Source organism: Lysinibacillus sp. BSL11, from assembly GCF_052928325.1.
In genome coordinates this window covers 50264-70357 of sequence record NZ_JAVGCX010000019.1, presented here as the reverse complement: position 1 = coordinate 70357, position 20094 = coordinate 50264, and the positions used below count along the sequence as shown (strand labels likewise).

The window sequence follows — 20094 nt, the reverse complement described above, 5'->3', positions numbered from 1 at the left end:
ATGTAACAATTATCTATAAAAATTGCGATCAGATAAAATAAATTAAAGCTAGAAACTATGTATAATTCGTATGTCTAGCGCATATATTTATAGTTTATACTTAAATATAAAAATTCTTTAACGATAATTATTATAATGTACTAGCAATTCTATTTTATATTTGTTATAGTTATAGACGAAGAGTTTGACTCACATTTTTTTCAGGAGGTAAACCAATATGACAAACGCAAATGATCGTAGCCGTCGCTTTACAACAGCAGGTGGTGCTCCAGTAGTAAGTAACCATGACTCTATGTCAGCAGGTCCACGTGGCCCTCTTTTACTTCAGGATGTATGGTTAGTTGAAAAACTAGCAAACTTCAATCGTGAAGTAATTCCAGAACGTCGTATGCACGCAAAAGGATCAGGTGCATTTGGTACTTTTACTGTAACGCATGATATTTCACAATATACTAAGGCGAAAATCTTCTCAGAGATCGGCAAGAAAACTGAAATGTTCGCACGTTTCTCTACAGTAGCGGGTGAGCGTGGTGCAGCAGATGCAGAGCGAGATATTCGTGGCTTCGCCCTTAAATTCTATACAGAAGATGGAAACTGGGATTTAGTAGGGAACAATACGCCTGTATTCTTCTTCCGCGACCCATTACACTTTACAGATTTAAACCATGTGGTAAAACGTGACCCACGTACAAATATGAAAAATGCCAATTCTAACTGGGATTTCTGGACTTCATTACCTGAAGCACTTCACCAAGTGACAATTGTTATGTCTGACCGTGGTATTCCAGCTGGTTATCGTAATATGCACGGATTTGGTTCTCATACGTATAGCTTTATCAATGCTAATAATGAACGTGTTTGGGTTAAATTCCACTTCCGTACAGAGCAAGGCATTAAGAACTTAACTGGTGCCGAGGCGAATGAGATTATTGGTCAAGACCGTGAATCTTCACAACGTGATTTATATGAAGCAATTGAAAAAGGCGATTTCCCTAAATGGAAAATGTACATTCAGGTAATGACAGAGGAACAAGCTCGTGAGCTACCATACAACCCATTTGATTTAACAAAGGTATGGTATAAAAAAGACTTCCCATTAATTCCTGTAGGTGAGTTCGAGTTAAACAAAAATCCAGACAACTACTTTGCAGAAGTTGAACAAGCTGCATTTGCACCTTCTAACATTGTTCCTGGTATCAGCTTCTCACCAGATAAAATGTTACAAGGTCGTATCTTTGCATATGCGGATGCACAACGCTATCGTCTTGGTGTAAATCACTATATGCTTCCTGTCAACGCACCAAAATGTCCATTCCGTACTTTCCACCGCGATGGAGCAATGCGCTTTGATGGCAATCTCGGTTCGACATTAAGCTATGAACCAAATAGCTATGGCGAGTGGGAGCATAATTTAGACCATAAAGAGCCTGAATTACGCATTGATGGTCATGCAGGTATTCATGACTTCCGTGAAGACGATAATAATTACTTTGAGCAACCAGGTAAGCTATTCCGTCTATTGACGGTGGAAGAGCAACAACGTCTATTTGAAAATACAGCGAATGATATGGCTTCTGTTAAAGAATTCATCAAACGCCGTCACATTCTTCACTGCTATCTAGCTGACCCAGCGTATGGTGAAGGTGTCGCAAAAGCGATGGGTCTTTCATTAGAAGGTATGGACCTTACAAATCCATATGTAAAACAACCAACAAACGTTTAATATTCCACTTTATTATTGATATCCAAATCCAACTTTTACTCCATGTGAATCCACTATTCACATGGAGTTTTTTGATTAAAAAAAGGCCTATGTCTATTTTTTGACATAAGCCTTTTCTTTCATTATTGGTAAATTCGACTGCCTGCTTTTTTAAACTCCTCTGCCTTTTCCTTCATACCTTGATGGATCGCTTCAGTCGTATTCAAATCCTTATCTTTCGCATAATTACGAATGTCCTGTGAAATTCTCATGCTACAGAATTTCGGCCCGCACATAGAACAAAAGTGTGCTGTTTTTGCTCCCTCTGCTGGCAGTGTCTCATCATGATATTCCACTGCACGCTCTGGATCTAGGGACAGATTAAATTGATCACGCCAACGGAACTCAAAGCGGGCTTTAGACAGTGCATCGTCTCGTTGTTGTGCACCTGGATGACCTTTTGCTAAATCAGCAGCATGTGCAGCAATTTTATAAGTGATAACGCCCACACGAACGTCCTCGCGATTTGGTAAACCAAGATGCTCTTTTGGTGTCACATAACAAAGCATCGCTGTACCAAACCAACCAATCATGGCTGCCCCAATGGCTGATGTAATGTGGTCATAACCTGGAGCAATATCTGTTGTGAGTGGTCCTAATGTATAGAAGGGCGCTTCCTTACAAACCTCTAATTGCTTGTCCATGTTTTCTTTAATCAGATGCATTGGTACATGACCTGGTCCTTCAACCATCACCTGAACATCATGCTGCCAAGCAATTTGTGTTAGCTCGCCTAGTGTTTCAAGCTCTGCAAATTGCGCCTCATCATTGGCATCTGCAATTGAGCCTGGGCGTAAACCATCACCTAAGGAAAAAGCCACATCATAAGCTTTCATAATTTCACAGATTTCCTCAAAGTGTGTATACAGGAAATTCTCTTGATGATGATATAAACACCACTGTGCCATGATAGAGCCCCCTCGAGATACAATACCTGTCACACGATTTGCTGTTAGTGGTACATAGCGTAAAAGGACACCTGCATGAATGGTGAAGTAATCCACACCCTGCTCAGCTTGTTCAATGAGAGTATCACGATAAACCTCCCACGTTAAATCCTCTGCTACACCATTTACCTTTTCTAAAGCCTGATAAATTGGCACTGTTCCCACTGGCACTGCAGCATTTCGAATAATCCATTCTCTAGTTGTATGAATATGTTTACCAGTCGATAGATCCATAATATTATCTGCGCCCCATCGAGTTGCCCAGGTCATTTTCTCAACTTCTTCCGCAATGGAAGAAGATACAGCAGAATTCCCGATATTCGCATTGATCTTTACATGAAAATTACGCCCAATAATCATTGGCTCTGCCTCAGGGTGATTAATATTAGAAGGCATTATAGCTCGTCCAGCTGCAATTTCTGAACGTACAAATTCAGGATTCATATTTTCACGAATCGCTACAAACTCCATTTCAGGCGTTATAATCCCCCTTCGTGCATAGTGAAGCTGTGTCACATTTTTACCTTTTTTAGCACGCAAAGGCTTTCTCGTCAACTCAGGGAAGACATTTTCTTGAATACGCGGGTCATCAACATGACGAAAGCCATTATCCTCCGGTTTGATGGAGCGTCCCTCATATGCTTCTACATCCCCTCGCTCTTGAATCCATGCATTTCGTAAGGCAGGTAAACCTTTCGTAATATCTACTTGGTAGGCTGGATCTGTATAGGGCCCACTCGTATCATATACTCGAATAGGAGCATTTTCTTCATTTCCAAAACTGCCTGTTGTCGGACTTAATGCAATTTCTCGCATAGGTACTAGAATATCTGGGCGTGATCCTTCCACATATACTTTTTTGCTTCCTTCAAAGCTAGACATAATGGTAATATTCTTTTCACTAATTGCTGACATGAGCTACTTCTCTCCCTTAAATTTATTTTGATATAAGGACCGATTCTAGCTCACCCCAACAATCCAAAAAATAAAGGCCGAATCCAAAATAATTATTTGGATCCGGCCACGAATGTAAAGGTCTATTGATTGCATACTCTGCAATAGCTTCTTAACTTTCCCACGCTGGTATGAGCCAGATCAGGTCCAAAGGGTCAAGAAACTTCGTAGCGTTTCCCTCTCAGCCTGACTCATCAGACTCCCCTAGTTAATACTATTTAGTTTGATGCTAGTGTAGCAGATAATACTAAGAGATGGAAGTTATTTTTTATCTTACTAGGTAAATAATACTTCCGCAAAATAGATCACAATGGTTACAGTTATACAGCTTACAATGGTTGAAAATAAAACAGCTTGCGCGGCTGTTGCTGATTCTACATCATATTCCAATGCTAGACTAGAACTATTACGGGATGTTGGAAAGGCACTAGCTATAAACAGTGATTGTGCGACGACTCCATCTAATCCCAATATATAAATAATGGCTAATGCAACAGATGGTCCAATAATTAATCGCGTAAAACAGCTGATAAAGACGGTTTTATTAAACATTGATTTCATCTCTAGTTGTGATAATTGCGCACCTAAAGTAATTAAGGCCACAGCAATAAATCCATCTGCCACATGTTCTACTGGTATTTTGATAAACTGTGGAATACCGATACCAAAATAGTTCATAGCGGCACCTATAATCAGCGCATGAATAATAGGCATTTTAAAGAAATCCTTGATGATTGTCATACCCGACTTTGTAGAAGAAATTAAATTGTATAATCCATATGTATACGTAGTCATATTTTGAAAGATTACGAGCATGACCTGAATGGCTACTCCAATAGGTTGCGTGGCAAATATCATTTGAGCAACTGGAATACCGTAATTGCCAGAGTTAATAAGCACCACACTATTTTTAAAGACAGCTGCCTCTGTTCTAGCTAAACCTAGCCCTTTTGCCATAAAATGACTGAGTAACATTTGACTACCGATAAAGAGTATAATAAATAATCCGACCTCTCCCAGTACCGATAACTCCACATGTGTTTCATATAAATTTACAAAAACAGCTGCCGGCATAAAGCAATATGTAATAAGCTGAGACAATGCTTTTAAATTAAAGCGAAATTTCTTTTGTAGGATAGCGCCTATTACAAGTAACACTAAAATAGGAACAACAATTTGAAAGAAAATCATTCCGAGATACATCATATCAATGTCCCCCTTCCAGTGTTAATAGTAGTGTTGAATTCCTTCTAGGTCAATTTCTCTGACTTTCACAATCAAAGAAGGCTGCCTCTATATTGAAGGCAGCCTTTGCTTTTAAACAAGCTTAAATCGATTTACAACTTCTTGTAGCTCGTTTGAAATATCGTTCATATTTTGAATAGACTCTGCTACTTTTTGTAATTCTGCTTGTTGATCCATTGCAGAAGCACTTACTTGTTCCGCAGAGGCTGCTGTTTGCTCTGAAATAGCCGAAATACTTTGGATAGCCATGATTGCCTGATTTTTATGCTCTAACATGCTAGATAGTTTATTCATTAATTCACTAATAGAATTGGCAATTGAACCTGACAAGTCACTGCTATCTTTAAACGCTAGTTGCGTGCTTTGTACTGACTCATTTTGAGATTGCATTAAATCTGCATTAGATGCAATAACAGCAACCGTTTGCTGAGAATTTTCAAGAATGCTTTCTACTGTACTCTTAATAATTTCTGTTTCATTTTTAGATTGTTCTGCTAGCTTTCTAACTTCCTCTGCAACTACAGCAAATCCTTTACCATGCTCACCAGCACGTGCAGCCTCAATACTTGCATTTAAAGCTAGCAGATTAGTCTGCTCGGTAATGCTTTGGATCGAAGCAATAATCTGATTAATATTGGCAATATTAGAAGCTAATGATTCCATTTGTTGCTGGATACGCCCATTCATTTCATTTGTCTCCATATTACGTACTCTTAAACTTTCAACTTCATGCAATCCTTTTTCCGTTGTTACACCTGTTTTATGAGATAGCTCATCCATTTCATTAGAAAGAGCCGTAATGGCATCAATCTGATCTGATAAATCCATCATTCGATAATTTGTTTCTTCTGTATCCTCTGACTGCTTCGAAGCTCCTTGTGCAATCTCGTTGATAGCTACAGAAACCTCCTGACTAGAAGCAACTACCTCGTTAAATGCCTCATTTACCTGATTAGAAGATTGGTTCAATAACCTCGTGGAATTTAGTACAGTTTGAATCGCACTATTGGTTTTATCTAACATATTATTATAGGCCACAGCCACTGCACCAATTTCATCAGGCTTAATATATTGCTCTTCTACCTTTTGTGTTAAATCCCCTTCGGCTGCAGTTTCAATCGATGCACGTAAAAATTTAAGTGGCTTTAGTTGTTTATAGATGAATAACACACTTGCAGCGGTCATCAAAACCACCATAATAATAGAAGCAATAATCGTAAATACAAATACATGATTATATGTTTCTAGAATCTTTGATTCAGCTAACACGACTTGAACAGTCCATGTTTCGTCAATACCCTCTAAAATCATTGGAGCAAAGACATTATATGCCTTTTCCTTCAGTTGATTAGAGTCAACATACATACTTGTTAGCTCACCATTTTCCATTGTCTTACTAATACTTGTCCAAGTAGGATCCTCTTGCATATTGCGCCCAACTAGCTCTTCACCAAAACTGTTAGCTGTTAGCACACCTTTATTCGTAATAATTGCCGCATAACCGCCTTCTGGGGCATTCGATTTTGTTAAATCATTTAAAAAATCTATTGATACATCGGCTGTCAATACACCGAAAAATGTTCCGGAGGCATTGATTAATGGCACCGAAATCGTTGTCATTAATACGGATTGTCCGTTTACATTATAATCATAAGGCTCTGTCAAAACTGCACGTCTCTCTTCTTTTGGTACCCAATACCATTCAGAAACACTCTTATCATCAATACCTTCGATTAGAGCAGTCGTGATATCATTTCCGTTCTTACTTAAATAAGGGATAAAACGTTTTTTAGTATCTACTAAAGAAGCCTCAGTTGGTTCTAAAATAATAGAATCTTGCTCAAAGATTGCCCCTACTCCAAGAATGTCATTATTGCTAGCTAAATTGTTTTCCATTATGTCTATGACACCTTTGGTAGACAACGTATTATTCTTCTCCATGCTTTCTATGATACGTTTTGTTGTTTGTAATGTCGTATTGGCTTTCTTAAAACGTTCACTCATAATAGCTGCAGAAGATTCAGCTGTTTGTAATGTTCCATGCTCTGCGTCTTCAACACTTTGCTTTTTTATAATAATCCCCGTTATGACAGTATAGGATAAAAATAAAATGAGAAATAATCCTATTATAAGGGAAGAAAGTTTTAAGGCAATTCCTCTTGATTTTTTCATAACTAACACCCCACTTTTATACTAATAATAATGGATGGATGATTGTATCACAATAAAATATTTAGCGAATAAAGTAGAAAATTTACAGAATTATAGAGAAAAATGCCGATACTTCGCTAATCACTTATTTTTCAATAAAAAGGACTTACGACTTATTTGAATTGATATTCATAGTAAAACTCCCTCTTTGAATTCTAAATTATAGAAAAATATGATATATTAACTATTAAATAGAATGATTGGAGTGACTTAAATTGAAAAATAAAGCGCTATCAACATTAATGGTCACGGCTATTACAGCTACACTAGTATTACCAATGTCTACGGCAAGTGCTACAACATCTCAAATACAATCAAATTTATATGAGACACAGGTGGTAGCAGCAAAAAAGGTGATGGGTGAATCCGTAACGATCAAAAATATAACAAAAGATACTGTGATAACATCGAACGGTACATTTAGAATTCAATCTGCATTAAAGCCCCTATTCAATACATCAAATAAAACAGCATTATCCAATGCCCGAGCAACAATTGTAGTGAAAAACGGACAAATTACCGACGTTACAGCATTAATATTAAATAAAGCAGGTACCAGCAAAAAATCTGTTTATTTTGATGGAGGTGACGCACAAATCTCTGGAGACCTCACTGTTAACGCAGACTATGTAAAAGTTCAAAACGTTAGTGTTGATGGTCAGCTCATCATTACAAACAGAGTAAAAAAAGCTGTTACACTTGATGATGTAGCAGTAAGTGAAACAATTACACTAAAACCAATTGTAACGAAAAAGGTAAGTTGGCTTTACGTTACCTTAATAGATATGAAATCATCAAACATCAATTTAGCCCGTACTAAAGTCAATTTATCGTCTGATCAACTTCTTTCCAAAGTAGAGGTAGTAGGCAAAGTGGAATCCTTTGGAGCAATGGCTAATATTGAAAAACTTACAATTGATGTAACAAAAAATTTCAACCTTTATGGCGAAGGTAAAATTGAGCAAATCGTTGTAAAAGGTGGAGCTAAAGTAGCTTTAGATTCAGGGCATCTAGTAAATAATGTACAGGTGAACGATAGCCGTATCTCAGTAACGCTCCCTGTCATTGATAAAAAAGAACTTAATGCACTAATTGCATCCCCGCCATATGTACAAGTATCTGTAAACGGCTATGATATATTAAACACGGATAAATGGACAACACATACAGACCGTGCAGTATTTGATTCTGCTGTAGTGACTGCAAGAGCTGTAGCGAACAATAATAGCGCCTCTCAAGAACAAGTGAAGAACGCTATCATTCAATATAAAAATGCACTGGTAGTCTACCAGGCTGCACAAAAGAATGGCACAAAGTATGGCTATGGTGATAAGACATCACTACAGTCTTTAATTAATTCAATTCAATATGTTGCAGTGTCTTGGGATGGATCGAATATTCCATATAATTCTCAATGGACTACTCAATCAGAGAAAAACGCAATTGATTCTGCTGTTTCATCTGCTCACGCAGTCGTAAATAATTATTATGCAACCCAAGCAGATATTGCCAACGCTATCAATAATTTAAATAATGCTATTTGGACTTATAAGAATGCCTATAAACCTGGGAATAGTGGACAATATGTTGATAAAACTTATCTACAATCACTTGTAAATCATGCAAAAGAAATGTACGTGATGGTTTCAGAAAATGGGATAGGTATACCATCAACTACTAATTGGACAACATACAATGAGTGGTATATTTTTAATTCAGCCGTTTCACACGCTGAATCACTTTTAGTTAATAGCAATTCGACTCAATTGGATGTTTCATATGCGGTAGATCAATTAAATAGTGCAATTTCTACCTATACGGGACAGTATAAACCAGGTAAAAATTAGGCTGTTTGAAGTTAAAAACAGGACTCTGAAAGCTACAGAGTCCTGTTTCAAAAACTATCTAGTTAAAAGCATTTACTTGTATTATAGCATTTATCTGTTTCCACCTTCGATACCAATCCTCCACCTCCTCACTTGGCTCCACTGCCAAGTGCTCTTGAAGCATCTTTTTTAACAACCAGTATTGCTCCTCAACGGCAGCTGAATTATTCAGTAGCTCATAAAGCTTCTTTAAAGTAAAATAGTTATCTTCTGCATCAGCGAATAGTTCTTGCACTTTTTCCTGCCCCTTTATAGCAGCAATGTAACTTTCATTTCTTATGTAAAACTCGCTTAGTTGCTGGGCATGGTGTAACCACAGTCTCCTTAAGCGTTCTCTTTCACTTTCCGCCCATAGATAATCACAATCACCCGTATACATTTGGAATACTTGTTCATGTTCATTGACTGTTGTCTGCTGTATTGGTGGTAACAATTTTAAGCGAGATAGCCATTGTTCTACATCCACCACAATATTTTCAACTACTAGTTTGTAGCCAGAACTTAGCAAAGGACTTGAAATTTTTACGCCATCCACCCATAGTTTTTTTATGTTTTCCTTATTGTATAAATTGCGGTATAAAGTTGTTTTGATGCTTTATCAATATCCGACTCTGGCCAAAATAACTCTAGAATCGTATCACGGAAAATCATTTCATTTTTATGCTCTAACATGTAGGCAAATAGTTCCTTTGCTTTAGAAGTTCGCCATTTAATCGGTTGTGTATGACCACTGGTAAAACAGCATGAAGACCACCAAAAAGCTTAATTAGTGTTAGTTTGGGTGTAATTTTTTTGCTTTATTATTGATTTGTTCTAGCCGTTCTAAAGTTTTTTCTAAACGTGAAATTTGTAAAGGTTTTAATAGATAGTCGATAGCATGTAGATTAAATGGATCAATAGCATACTGATCAAAACCTGTAGTAAAAACAATTTCAACATCAGGTATTTTTTCTTGAATCTTTTCGCCCAATGCTAAACCGTCCATATCAGGCATGACAATATCTAAAAATACAACATTTGGTTGTAGGATCTCTTAACTAAAAAAAGACTAGGCTTACAAAAAGCCAAGTCTTTCTCGGTTTATTTAAGATTTAAGACATTGACAAGATTACAAATAATAGCTTACTACACTCTTCTAAACAAATCCTGAACAAGTTAAGTAATTGAATAAATTAGCACCATACCTACATAACTTACATGTAGATTTCGTTCATAAATTTAGCAATCCCTTTTTTAAAATAAAAAATAAAGAACTAGATAATACCCTATCTAGTCCTTCTTCAAATTGTACGCTGTGATTCTCACAATAATCACAACAATAAACTAACATAACCTCCTCAACAATTTCTAAACATTAACAAGCACCTCTTGCCACTAACATTTAATATTTTGAAAGCTGTTCTGTCCCATCTTGATTAAATAAACGTGAGAATTTGGGGCTCTCTCACACCATATACTGACCCTCTCTCAAACATACGGTTCATCATCACAACTGCTTGGCTCGTGTTAAGGTTGCATTTGGTTTGAAGCTATCATCATCTAAGCTCTTAATGAAACTCGCTGTACGATTTGTTTCAATAAGTCACGATGAGTATTTCTCTTAGAGTCGAAAGATATGTATTATTATCAAAAAATCTATCAACTATCTACCTATTCATCTAAAAATGCTTAAAAATATCCTAGGCTATGATAAAATTAAAACAACACCATATATTGGATAAATCTCTGCGAACCGAGGCCAATTTTATCTATAAAAATTATGGAAATAGGAGGTTTCTCATCATATGAAAAATAAAAAAAAGTTAGCATTACTGTCTTTAGTGGCCGTGCCCTCACTTCTTTATAGCGCACCAGTATCGGCTACTGAGATACCAAAGCCAGCCTACATAATTGCTAACTACAATGCTAACGTAGCAAATGTTATACAACTAATTAACAATATTAGCAATACAACCGCTACCTTCCAACCAAATTTAGAGGCAGCTTTGAAGGCTTACAATGCTTTAACGGAAACAGAAAAACAGTATGTTACGAACTACTCCACATTGTCAGCACATCAGCAGACAAGAATTGCTTATCGTAAGCTTGCAGCACAAATTGAAGAGAAATTGTATTCTGTGGATTCTACGTCCTCTAATTATTATCAAAATGTTACTGAAACAAAAGATTGGTATAATACCCTGAATGCAGCGCAAAAAACCTTTGTAAGTGCAGCTGCGCAAAAAATTTTAACTTCCTATATCGCGCCAAATACATCTGTTGACAAGGTGGTCAATAAAATTCAATTGATTAATTCATCTCGTCTCTCGTTCCATAAAGATGTAGCCAATGCCCGAGCAGAGCTTAATGCATTACGTAGGTTTTCAAATATTTCTTTACCTGTAGGTATCGAGCAGCAATTACTTGATGCAGAACAGCTGGTTGTAAAGGATAAGGCAGCAGCTAAAGAAGTTGAAAACGCTATTGCAGCTTTATCACCAAAAACATCGACAGCTCAGGATGTGCAGGCAGTCAAAACTTCTTTTGAAGCATTAACACCTGTTCAGCAGCAACTCGTCCCAAATGTATGGACTTTAGTGGATTTTGTACAAGGAACACACACACTTCCTACAAAAGATAACATCTCTAAGACACCTGTTTTATCTGATGCAGCAGCTGTCCCAGGGAAAACTACAGCTATGACAAAAAATAAAAATATCTATAAAGCCAAAATTAATGTAGCCTCATCAGAAATTGACACGGAGCGTTATATTCTAACAACAAAAGACAAAATGACCATTATCATTCCTCCACTTTATACACTTGTAAATGAAGATGAAGGGGTGATGGACATTCAAGTTACAAAAAGGGGCAATCGCATTACACTTATAGCAACATTAAACAAGGAACCAGTAACCTTTGATGCTAATATGGAAATCATTATTGAAGGCTTACCAGCTAATTCTTCCTTCAATCGCTCAAATGGCTTTGGCAAGCAAGTTCCAGCTGACTTTATCATCAGTGGAAATCGTCATATTATCCAAACTACTACTCCTGGCACGTTCCAAATCGTAAGAAATTAAATTAAAGCACTAAAGAAATACCAACAAGAAACAATGTTGGTTTCTTTAGTGCTTTCTTTTCTCCGTTTAATTTAGGATAAGATTGCCAGAAAATTTTTGTTGCTGTACGCTGTCTGCTTGTGTAGTGGAGGATTTGTTTTCCCCGCCTTCTGTACAAGTTGATGCCAAATAAATTCACTAATTCAGTGGTTTTATACTTATTTTCATTATATTCAATACAAACTTCTATCAAAAAAAATCACCCAAACAATCTAATGCTTCCTAGAGAAATTTTATGGAAGCCGCTTTCCACAGAAGAATGATCATCTATATTCACGATTTGTTTTCATACCTTTCTAGTCAAATCATAAATCTTAGAATGCGTCCCTTATGAATATTATAAATGATATACATTCTCATCAATATCTTTATTTGAAATAACAAAAAGAAGCACCTTCATCACTAAAGATGCTTCCTCTTTTCCCAAATTATTTAACTTATTTTTTATTCGTTAGCCAGTTTGTTAATTCTTCTACCTGAGCCAACACGGCTGTTGGGTCATAATACCATGAGCGCTCCTCTGGCCAAACATAAAGATGATCATTTTTTACGGCTGGCAAGCTACCCCATATAGGATCTTTCTTAAAATCTTCAACTGTGCGATCATCTGAAGTCAAAATAATGTAGTCTCCTGCATAATCTGCCAGCACCTCTTCGGAAATTTCAGCCCACTGCTTTTCCATCATTTCATCTGCTACTTTAGCAGGTGGTTTGCGACCAAGTGCCTGATAGACTGGTTGTCCACCACGTCCAAAATTATCACCATATGCATAATACGTTTTGCCTGCATCCTCTATAATAGAGAAGCTTGCATCCTCTGGAATAATCGCATCTACCTGTGCTTTGGCATCGGCAATCCTTTGATCATATTGCGCCAGCCAATCCTTAGCTTCTTGCTCTTTGCCAAGCAACTCACCGAAATATGTAAGTTCTTCGTGTGCATCCTTCAATTCACCATAGGGAATGACAACTGTGGGGGCAATTTTACTTAAAGCATCATAATTTTCCCCATTGCCAGTAATAATCAAGTCAGGTTTGAGCGCTATCATCTTCTCAATCGACGGTTTCCCATAATCACCGATTTCTTCTACATCCTTTAATGCATCCTTTAAATAATAGTTTTCAAGTGCCAACCCAGGAGCTCCCACAGGTTTCACATCTAATACAAGCAAACTTGCAATATACTCCTCTGCTACAATACGCTGAGGACTAGTCGGAATAACAACCTCACCATTTGTCGTCTGAACCGTTTTTGTCTCTGCTTCTTTTGTATCTTGCTCTGCAGTCGGACTAGAATTTTTCTCCTTTTCTCCACAAGCCATTAACAGAAGCAATATTAAAAGAAATAGTGGCGCTATGAATTTTCTATTTTGTTTCAGCAATTTTTTCCCTCCACACATACCAATTGATAATCATTCACATCAATTGTAGAAGAATGTAAAATAACTGTCTATGTATGAAAGTGATTTGTTCCCCTGTATATTTATGATGTTAATACTTCCATTAATTTTTGTAATTGAGTAGCTGTAGATAATGGGTCATATCCATAAAATAATTCATACTGATTCAAAAAATACACCTGTTTCTTTTGCACCGCTGTAAGTGACTGCCATTTTTCTGAATGTAATACCCTCAAGAGATGCTCTTTTCCAAAATCTTTTAGAGGAAGAGCAGTGACGAATATATAATCCGCTGAAAAATAAGCAATATCTTCAATATCTACTGATAAGTAACCTGTTTGTTCAATATTTCGTGTGACAATCGCAGCTGGTCGACTAAAGCCCAAATCATCGTACAGTATATGACTCCCTCTTCCATGACTACTATTTAAACAATATGCTTGATGACTACCTATTTCCCAAACAATAGCAGTCCCCCTTGCTCCAAGTTGTTGGTCAAGAATATCGTTACACTGAGCTATCTGTTCATCATATTGCTGGAGCCAGCTCTTACATACTTCTTGTCTATCAACGATATGGGCAATCAACCTAAATTGCTCTCGCCAGCTTAATTCTCTACATGGTAGCTCGAATATAGGAGCTACTGACAGTAATAATGGTTTTTCATCACCCCCACTGTAGTTAATAATGATATCTGGACATGCTGCTGTAATCGCCTGATAATTTGAAGCAATATCATACTCATAGCCTTTCAGTTTCTGCGTACTAGGGACAGGCTTGATACCCTCTAGAAAAGGAGAGTATACACCCAACACTGGCGTAATACCAAGAGCTAGTAAGCATGCTGTATGATTGGTATTGAGTGCAAGGACACGCTTCGATTTCTGATAATAGACTGTTGGTGTTACACCTACTTTTTCTTTAAATTTCTGACTTAAATAAGTTCCCTCATTGTAGCCAACTTCCTCGGCAAGCTCATCTAATTTAGGCATTGTAAACAATAGCCTTTTCTGTGATTCTCGTATTCTTAATAATGTTAAATATTCACTATATGTATAGCCTGTGTGCTTATGAAACGTACGAGAAAAATGTTCTGGACTTACTTGTGCTTTTTCAGCCATCTGCTCTCTTGTTAATTCTTCACGAAAATGTAGATTAATATAATGAAGTACTTTATCAATCCATAGTCCTTCTTTTTTTTGATTATTATCACCTAAATGGCTGTATAACACTTCTAGCATTTCACCAAATATTTTTTGTAAACGAAACGTATTATTGCTCTCAGTGTTCGCTTCTTTTTCTACTTCTTTAGCTAAATTCACCAGTCGATAGGAGCATTGCTCAATTACGATAGAATCTTGCAATAAACGATCAGTTTTGTAACCATATACACAATATTGAATGACGATTCCTCTGCTTTCGCATGTTTCAAGAAGATGAAAATCGTCAGTATTATCTATAAGCATAACAGAATTTGAACTAAGCCTAACGTGCCTACCTTGAAGCGTACACTCTATATATCCCTCATATACTATGACCATAAATGGGTAGGTGAATTGTGCTATGTCACTTAACATTTCATTTAATTTCACTATTTGTATAGGTTGATAAAAAAGATGGGACAGTAACTGATTGTCTTTGTACATTTAAACTCTATCTCCTAAACATCAAATTGATATTGATTATCATTTTCATTATAATGGAATAGAATGAGAGAAATCAATTGAATTAGGAGGCTTACAGCTTTGAAAAACTTTATAAAAAAGAATGCCTTTTTAACTGGCATTTTAATGATTTCCATCCTTTTGGCTGCATGCGGAACTTAATCCTCTTCCACAGCAGAGAAGTCAAAGGTTGCAAACTCCAATCAAGTCTTAACAGATTCAATAGCACATGAAGTGACCATTCCTAAAAATCCCTAACGCATCATAGAGAAGATCACCTTGTAGCATTAGGTCTAAAGCCCGTTGCACAATGGTCCGTAAAGGGTGGGACTTCTATCCAAGACTATCTTCAGGATTCATTAAAGGATATTCCAACAATTGAATTCGATACAACCACCTCCATATCTGTCCGAGGCATAAAACGGTGAATTGCCCCTTCCTTCAAGGAATAAGATAGACAAGCCCCACTAAGAAATAAATACCTGCTATGATATATAACTGCTTGTTACGCCATGTTGTTATTATTTTTTCATCTATGGTTTCCTTCTGTTTAGAACCTGGTTGCTTTTTGTACAAAACGCTAACAAAACGACGATTAGTAAGTACTCCAGAAATCCCTACTGTTAGTAAATAACCTAAAAACAGTATTGTTCCTAGGTAACCAGATTGGGCGGTTGTGAAATACATTCCCTCCTGCATAAACGGCAATATAACTCCATATGCCATGCGACCAAATCCCGTAGTTGTAACAATTAATAGCATTCCTGCTATGACAAACACCCAATAATTTTTCATTTTTTAACCCCCTTTCATTACACGAATCTTAGTCCAATGAAAGGTCCATTTTCCACCAATGGAAGGATACTTATATGGTAAAACGGATTTTATTTTAAGGTTAAAGTTAGATTTTTGGATAAACCTTAATGGCCCTTTTTCATTTTATCCATTGTTCTAGACCACTGACTAATTTATGCTAGCCTATATCGATAATGATTATCATTTACGGAGGAAGAGACATGAAAAAATTAAAGCGACATATGCTCATTTATAGCTTATTATTACTGGTTAGTATCATACTGGCTGCTTGTGGTTCTACCAATGGAGAAACGAAGAAGGAAGAGACAACAACATCAGCATCAACAACTCGCTTTTATAAGGATTATTTAGGTCATGAGGTTGAAATTCCTGTAGATCCTGAGAGAGTGGTTTATCATGGAGAAGGATACGGTGATTTACTTGCATTGAATATCAAAACAGTTGGTGCTGGCTTCTCTTGGATTACAAATTATGCTTGGGAAGATCGCGTAAAAGATGTGGAGGACGTTGGTTTTCCTATTAATGTGGAAAAAACATTGTCATTAAAGCCTGACCTTATTATTATTGGTACTTCTGATGATAAGACATATTCACAGCTTTCTAAAATCGCTCCAACTATCGTGTTTGATACTTTTGCGCCATTAAACCAACGTTTAACCGAGCTGGGCGATATACTAAATAAAAAAGAAGAAGCGACTCAATGGATGGATGCTTATACAGAAAAAGCGGATAAAATGTGGGAGTCGCTTGTAGCTGATGACATCATTAAACCAGATGAAACGGCATCGGTTTTAACATATTATCCAGGAGACCGATTATTTGTCATGGCACGTGCTGGACTTTCTCAAGTTTTATACGATTCAAATTTGCTTAAGCCTGGTGACAAAATACAAAAAATTCTTGATGATGGAACAGGCTTTGCTGAAATCTCCACAGAACTTCTTCCTGAATATGCTGGTGATCGAATATTCATCCTCACACCAGTCGATGATGAAGCAAAACAATCGACAAAAGAAATGATGGAAAGTCCAATTTGGAAGAACCTACCGGCTGTGAAGAACGGTCATGTCTACACGATTGATATTGAAAAAAGTGATAGCGATGCCTCAACAAGAGAATGGCTGTTATCACAACTACCTACTATGTTAAAAAAATAGCTAACAAGAGACATTTCATCTTTGTTGAAATGTCTCTTTACTTTTTATACAATACATTTAATTGATAATCATTTTCATTTATTAAGGAAGTGGACCGATGGAAGACAACAAATCAGCTTCTATTAACAAGGATTTACTATTTCATTTAGACAATATTGACTGTATTTCGCAGAGCTATCCGTTTATCTCGACTTCTCATCATACGATGATACTTTTTACAGATGGCTGTGGGACGTTGATGATTGATGATATACCTTATTTGGTGACGAAGGGAAAAATTTTTCTGGTACAGCCCCGTTCTATGATTGATTTATCGGATATAAATAATGGTTACTGTTTCTATAAAATTACTTTTTCAGCCTTTCAGCTAAAGCATAAGCACCTTTCCCCACATCTAGGATCTATTTTTTCTGTTGAAGTGGAATATACAATTTATCCTTATACACGCTTAATTCGTCTTACCGAAGATCTGGATAATTTAAATCCTAAATTGGATTTTCTTAAACAACAAGGACTGTTGTATGAACTATTAAATTTATTATTTGAATATCAGCTTCAAAAGAACTACCAGTTGTCAATGACAAAGGTAGTTGAAGAAACCATTGACTATATACATAACTATTTTCAACTTCCTTTAACGGTGAAAAAGCTAGCGGAACTCGCTCGTATAGCTCAATGGCAATATAGTGCGATCTTCCAAACCTTAACTGGGAAGAAACCGCTAGATTATATTACAGATTTACGTCTTACAAATGCCAAAGAATTATTGCTACAAACAAATGAGCCATTAAAAGATATTGCGCAGCAAGTGGGATTTGATGATGAATATTATTTTAATCGCCGCTTCCGACAGGTAATTGGAATTCCTCCAAAACAGTTTGCACGACAATATAAACAAAAAACTGTTGTAAAAGATTGGACAGGACATGAGGTAGCAATCCCTCGTTCACCACATCGTGTTATTTATCATGGAGAAACGTTTGGGGATATGTTGATTTTTGATGTGCAGCCAATAGGCGGAGACAAAACCTCTATTAGTAAATCCTTCTATAAAAACCATGTTCCTTATATTCAAGATGTTGCCTTTCCAATCAATCTTGAAAAATCTTCGCAGCTGAACCCTGATTTAATTATCTTTACAAATAATGACGAGCAGCAATATCAAGCACTATCTTCTATTGCACCAACGGTAACCCTAAATTCCTGGGATTCATTGGAGGAACGCGTCCTTTTATTAGGGCAGTGGCTTAGCCAACAACAGCGTGCAGTAGATTGGCTAGAATATTTTAAAATCCAAGAAAATACTATGTGGCAGCAGCTACAAACAGTGATAGAGCCTGGCGAAACAGCATCTGTTTTGACTTTTGATCATGGCAAACGCCTTTTTATTATGGGCTGTACAGGTCTATCCCCTGCCCTTTTCCATCCAGATGGATTTCAGCCGCACCCTCAAGTCAAAAAACTACTTCAAGCAGGCGAGGGGTATAAAGAAATACCAATAGATCACTTACCTCAGTATGCTGGTGACCGCATCTTTATGTTGTTATCTGATAAACCCGAATCGCAAATGGCTACGATGGAATTGATCAATAGCGATATTTGGAAAGGACTCACTGCTGTACAAACTAACCATGCTTATTTAGTGGATGGAACAAAGTGGAATTACGGAGATGCCTTTACAAGAGAGAAGTTACTCGGTGCATTACCAAAGCTATTGGTTACAGCCAAGTAATTCTCATACTTATAATAAGGGGGGACATTAAGATATGAAAACGGAAAGTATAACAGATACGACAACTCAAATATCATTAAAGGATATTCGAGATTATATTGCTAAAAACCATCATCAACCTCTCACGATTAAGCATCTAGCACTCATTTCGGGTCTGAGTTCCAGCTACTTTGGAGAGGCATTTAAAAAGGCATTCGGTCAAAGTGCCACAGATTATTTAACGGCGCTACGTATCGGACATGCCAAGCAATTACTGCGTGATACCGATTTATTACTTCGTGAGATTGCTAGGAAAGTAGGCTACAGTGACGAATTTTATTTTAGCCGAAAATTTAAAAAGGAAGTTGGGATTTCACCTTCTGCTTATAGTAAGATGGCTCGCCAGCGTATTTCTACTTTTTCGGTCTCCGCTACTGGAAATTTATTAGCGCTTGGTATCATACCAGTTGCAGCTCCGCTGAATGCTAAATGGAGTCCTTATTATTACCATCATTATCAAGAGAAAATTCCCGTGCATGTTAATATATTTGATACAGAATCAGAGGACAACTTCAAAAATTTAGCCTCTGTTAAGCCAGATATTCATATTTTCCAAGAGGAACCCTCCCTCTCCATGCTTGATTGGCTTCAAACAATTGGCATCCAAAATGTCTTTATACAAACGAAGGATTGGCGAACACAGCTGAGAGAAATAGCTGTAGCTGTTAAAAAGCAAAGCGTAGGTGAGCGCTTCATTCAAACATATGAACAAAAGGTATTACAGGCGAGATTAGAAATTAATCAAGTTGCTGGAAATGATACGTTTGCCGTTCTTCGTTTATGCGGTGATCAATTATTTATGTATTGTAATAAAGGGATTCAGGATGTACTGTTTACAGATTTACAGCTTCGTTCTGTCGATGCTCGCCAACAAACATATAATGAGCATATTACATTTGATCAGCTAGTAAATATAGACCCTGACCGCTTGCTATTAATCATTTGTCCAGATTCACCAACCCGAAATTATTGGCTTACTCTACAATACCTTGATCGTTGGAAAGAGCTCCGTGCTGTAAAAAATGGACATGTCTATGTTTTACCTTCGAATCCTTGGTTCGAATACTCAGCTATTGCTATAAGCCGAATGCTAGATGAAATGTTACTTATGCTAACCGGAAAAAATCCAAATCCTTTTCCTGTCCCCGTCCATGGTAACGTATCAGACAGTGATTTATAA

At 36.9% G+C, this 20094-nt stretch carries 13 protein-coding genes, 1 pseudogene and 1 riboswitch; of the genes and pseudogenes, 6 read left to right on the top strand and 8 right to left on the bottom strand.

The annotated features are described in order from the left end of the window. The first annotated feature begins 217 nt into the window (after positions 1 to 217). Positions 218 to 1723 carry a catalase gene (locus tag RCJ95_RS20250; protein WP_369578347.1) on the top strand — a complete coding sequence of 502 codons (1506 nt, stop codon included), beginning with the start codon at positions 218 to 220 and terminating at the stop codon, positions 1721 to 1723. 122 nt (positions 1724 to 1845) lie between these two features. On the opposite strand, the gene thiC is transcribed toward RCJ95_RS20250, so the two are convergent. From thiC to RCJ95_RS20235, 3 genes are all read right to left on the bottom strand, one after another. Further along, entirely contained in the window at positions 1846 to 3624 is a 1779-nt protein-coding gene (thiC, locus tag RCJ95_RS20245; RefSeq protein WP_312129181.1) for a phosphomethylpyrimidine synthase ThiC, read from the bottom strand. Between the two features lie 140 nt (positions 3625 to 3764). Continuing rightward, a riboswitch (TPP riboswitch) is annotated at positions 3765 to 3879 on the bottom strand. Positions 3880 to 3939: 60 nt separating this feature from the next. Then, positions 3940 to 4869, bottom strand: coding sequence for an AEC family transporter (locus tag RCJ95_RS20240; RefSeq protein WP_313150634.1), 930 nt, complete (start codon positions 4867 to 4869; stop codon positions 3940 to 3942). Positions 4870 to 4980: 111 nt separating this feature from the next. After that, positions 4981 to 7080: a methyl-accepting chemotaxis protein gene (locus RCJ95_RS20235; protein ID WP_369578345.1), complete on the bottom strand. Its 2100-nt coding sequence runs from the start codon at positions 7078 to 7080 to the stop codon at positions 4981 to 4983. A 254-nt stretch (positions 7081 to 7334) separates the two neighbouring features. On the opposite strand from RCJ95_RS20235, the gene RCJ95_RS20230 reads away from it, so the two are divergent. Further along, positions 7335 to 8966 carry an S-layer protein gene (locus RCJ95_RS20230; protein WP_446722681.1) on the top strand — a complete coding sequence of 544 codons (1632 nt, stop codon included), beginning with the start codon at positions 7335 to 7337 and terminating at the stop codon, positions 8964 to 8966. A 58-nt stretch (positions 8967 to 9024) separates the two neighbouring features. Here RCJ95_RS20230 and RCJ95_RS20225 read toward each other — a convergent pair whose 3' ends face one another. Together RCJ95_RS20225 and RCJ95_RS20220 are read right to left on the bottom strand one after the other, a co-directional pair. Beyond that, positions 9025 to 9540 (bottom strand): bacterial transcriptional activator domain-containing protein, encoded by a 516-nt coding sequence (locus RCJ95_RS20225; RefSeq protein ID WP_446722680.1) that lies wholly within the window; start codon positions 9538 to 9540, stop codon positions 9025 to 9027. A gap of 237 nt (positions 9541 to 9777) precedes the next feature. Further along, positions 9778 to 10035 carry a LytR/AlgR family response regulator transcription factor gene (locus RCJ95_RS20220; RefSeq protein ID WP_446722682.1) on the bottom strand — a complete coding sequence of 86 codons (258 nt, stop codon included), beginning with the start codon at positions 10033 to 10035 and terminating at the stop codon, positions 9778 to 9780. Between the two features lie 754 nt (positions 10036 to 10789). Here RCJ95_RS20220 and RCJ95_RS20215 point away from each other — a divergent pair. Continuing rightward, positions 10790 to 12067 carry a hypothetical protein gene (locus tag RCJ95_RS20215; protein WP_446722679.1) on the top strand — a complete coding sequence of 426 codons (1278 nt, stop codon included), beginning with the start codon at positions 10790 to 10792 and terminating at the stop codon, positions 12065 to 12067. 476 nt (positions 12068 to 12543) lie between these two features. Here the strand turns inward: RCJ95_RS20215 and RCJ95_RS20210 are convergent, their stop codons facing one another. From RCJ95_RS20210 to RCJ95_RS20200, 3 genes and pseudogenes are all read right to left on the bottom strand, one after another. Further along, a complete protein-coding gene (locus RCJ95_RS20210) occupies positions 12544 to 13488 on the bottom strand; it encodes an ABC transporter substrate-binding protein (protein ID WP_446722678.1) in 945 nt (314 codons plus the stop codon). 101 nt (positions 13489 to 13589) lie between these two features. After that, entirely contained in the window at positions 13590 to 15152 is a 1563-nt protein-coding gene (locus RCJ95_RS20205) for an ABC transporter substrate-binding protein (RefSeq protein ID WP_446722677.1), read from the bottom strand. 609 nt (positions 15153 to 15761) lie between these two features. Continuing rightward, a pseudogene (locus RCJ95_RS20200) lies at positions 15762 to 15965 on the bottom strand (MFS transporter); the annotation flags it as partial. A 221-nt stretch (positions 15966 to 16186) separates the two neighbouring features. Here RCJ95_RS20200 and RCJ95_RS20195 point away from each other — a divergent pair. From RCJ95_RS20195 to RCJ95_RS20185, 3 genes are all read left to right on the top strand, one after another. Continuing rightward, a complete protein-coding gene (locus RCJ95_RS20195; protein WP_446722676.1) occupies positions 16187 to 17143 on the top strand; it encodes an ABC transporter substrate-binding protein in 957 nt (318 codons plus the stop codon). Positions 17144 to 17240: 97 nt separating this feature from the next. Then, positions 17241 to 18875, top strand: a complete 1635-nt coding sequence (locus RCJ95_RS20190; RefSeq protein ID WP_446722675.1) for a helix-turn-helix domain-containing protein — start codon at positions 17241 to 17243, stop codon at positions 18873 to 18875. A gap of 34 nt (positions 18876 to 18909) precedes the next feature. Beyond that, on the top strand, positions 18910 to 20094 hold the full coding sequence (locus RCJ95_RS20185; RefSeq protein ID WP_446722674.1) for a helix-turn-helix domain-containing protein: 1185 nt from the start codon (positions 18910 to 18912) through the stop codon (positions 20092 to 20094).